1 protein-coding gene is annotated in these 2,573 nt (G+C 49.9%); it reads left to right on the top strand.

Going from position 1 to position 2,573, the window contains the following annotated elements:
* Nucleotides 1-43: 43 nt before the first annotated feature.
* On the top strand, nt 44-2,573 hold a 2,530-nt coding region (gene acnD, locus ACSHWX_RS18210; protein ID WP_435669629.1), incomplete at its 3' end, for a Fe/S-dependent 2-methylisocitrate dehydratase AcnD.

The raw sequence follows: 2,573 nt of genomic DNA, 5'->3' as shown, positions 1-2,573 counted from the left end.
GGTTATGACTGGCGCGTTGTTACTCTCGTATTTAAGGACCGCTATGAATACCGATTACCGTAAACCTCTTCCAGGCACCAAGCTGGACTATTTCGACACCCAAGCAGCTGTTGATGCGATTACCCCAGGTGCTTATGCCAAACTACCTTATACCTCACGGGTGCTCGCTGAAAACTTGGTCAGACGCTGTGCTCCTGAGCAGTTAACCGATTCGTTGAAGCAATTAATTGATCGCAAGCGTGACTTAGACTTTCCTTGGTTTCCTGCACGCGTGGTGTGCCACGATATTCTCGGGCAAACGGCATTGGTTGATTTAGCCGGCTTACGAGATGCTATCGCTGAAAAAGGCGGTGACCCGTCAAAAGTGAACCCAGTGGTGCCCACGCAGTTGGTGGTGGATCACTCATTGGCTGTTGAGTACGGTGGTTTTGATAAAAACGCGTTTGAGAAAAATCGCGCGGTAGAAGACAGACGTAATGAAGACCGCTTTCATTTTATTCAATGGACCAAAACCTCGTTTAAAAACGTCGATGTTATTCCATCGGGTAACGGCATTTTGCATCAAATTAATCTTGAGCGTATGTCCCCTGTGGTGCAAAAGCTTAACGGCGTTGCCTTTCCGGACACGTTAGTGGGCACTGACAGCCACACGCCTATGGTCGATGCCCTTGGGGTGATGTCGATTGGTGTGGGTGGCCTTGAAGCAGAAAGCGTTATGTTAGGGCGCGCATCGTATATGCGCCTGCCGGATATTATCGGCGTTGAGCTAACTGGACGCCCGCAGGCAGGGATCACCGCCACAGATGTGGTGTTGGCATTGACCGAATTTTTGCGCAAAGAAAAAGTCGTGTCGTCGTACTTAGAGTTTTACGGCGAAGGCACTAAGCACCTGACGTTGGGTGACAGAGCCACCATTTCGAACATGACTCCAGAGTACGGTGCGACCGCGGCCATGTTCTATATTGACCGTCAAACCATCGATTATTTGACCCTAACCGGGCGTGACGACGAGCAAGTGAAACTGGTTGAAACCTACGCAAAACACACTGGTCTATGGGCAGATAGCCTTGAAACCGCTGAGTATGAGCGTGTACTTACATTTGATTTATCGACTATCGGGCGCAATATTGCTGGGCCGTCAAATCCCCATAGCCGTGTACCCACCTCTGAATTGGCCCAACGCGGTATCAGCGGCGTGGTAGAAAACGAAGAAGGCAAAATGCCTGATGGCGCGGTGATCATCGCGGCTATCACCAGTTGTACTAATACCAGTAACCCTCGCAACATGGTGGCCGCTGGCTTAATTGCTCGCAATGCCAACAAACTCGGCTTAACGCGCAAGCCTTGGGTGAAAAGCTCTTTGGCGCCGGGCTCAAAAGCGGTGCAACTGTATTTAGAAGACGCCAAATTATTGCCTGAGCTAGAACAACTCGGTTTTGGGGTGGTGGCATTTGCGTGTACATCTTGTAACGGCATGAGCGGCGCCCTTGACCCAGTGATCCAAAAAGAAATTACCGATCGCGACCTATACACAACGGCTGTGTTGTCGGGTAACCGTAACTTTGATGGGCGTATTCACCCTTATGCGCAGCAAGCATTTTTGGCGTCACCGCCTTTAGTCGTGGCATACGCTATTGCCGGTACAATTCGTTTTGATATTGAACGGGATATTTTAGGCCATGATAAAAACGGTAATCCAGTAACGCTAAAAGATATTTGGCCTACCGACGAAGAGATTGATGCGGTAGTCAAAGCCAGTGTTAAACCTGAGCAGTTTCGTAAAGTGTACGAGCCCATGTTTGATTTAAAAGTGGAATACGGCGCGCACATTAACCCTCAATACGACTGGCGCCCACAAAGTACTTATATTCGTCGCCCTCCTTATTGGGAAGGGGCCCTAGCCGGCGAGCGTTCTATGAAGGGCTTACGCCCATTGGCAGTATTGGGTGACAATATCACTACGGATCACTTATCGCCTTCAAATGCGATTCAGCTCAACAGCGCGGCAGGTGCCTATTTGCACAAAATGGGATTACCCGAGGAAGACTTTAACTCTTATGCGACCCACAGGGGCGACCATTTAACCGCTCAGCGCGCAACATTTGCTAACCCTAAACTGTTCAATGAAATGGTGCGAGAGGTAGGTGCTGACGGGCAAAGTAAGGTCAAACAAGGCTCGCTAACGCGTTTAGAGCCACAAGGGACTGAAATGCGTATGTGGGAAGCGATTGAAACCTACATGCAGCGTAAGCAGCCACTGATTATTGTGGCGGGTGCGGATTATGGTCAGGGCTCATCGCGTGACTGGGCAGCCAAAGGCGTCCGCTTAGCAGGTGTTGAAGTGATTGTGGCAGAAGGTTTTGAGCGTATTCACCGTACTAACTTGATTGGTATGGGCGTATTACCGCTGGAGTTTATGCCGGGTGATAACCGTCACACGTACAAGATAGATGGCAGTGAAACCTATGATGTTTTAGGTGAGCGTAAGCCGGGTGCACAAATGACCCTAAACATTACCCGCAAAAACGGTGAGCAGGTGAGTGTGCCGGTGAAGTGTCGTATTGACACCCAAG

Source organism: Maritalea sp. (assembly GCF_051251695.1).
Lineage (GTDB): Bacteria > Pseudomonadota > Alphaproteobacteria > Rhizobiales > Devosiaceae > Maritalea.
The sequence above is the reverse complement of the archived record's forward strand: the minus strand, read 5'-3'. Positions and strand labels throughout refer to the sequence as shown.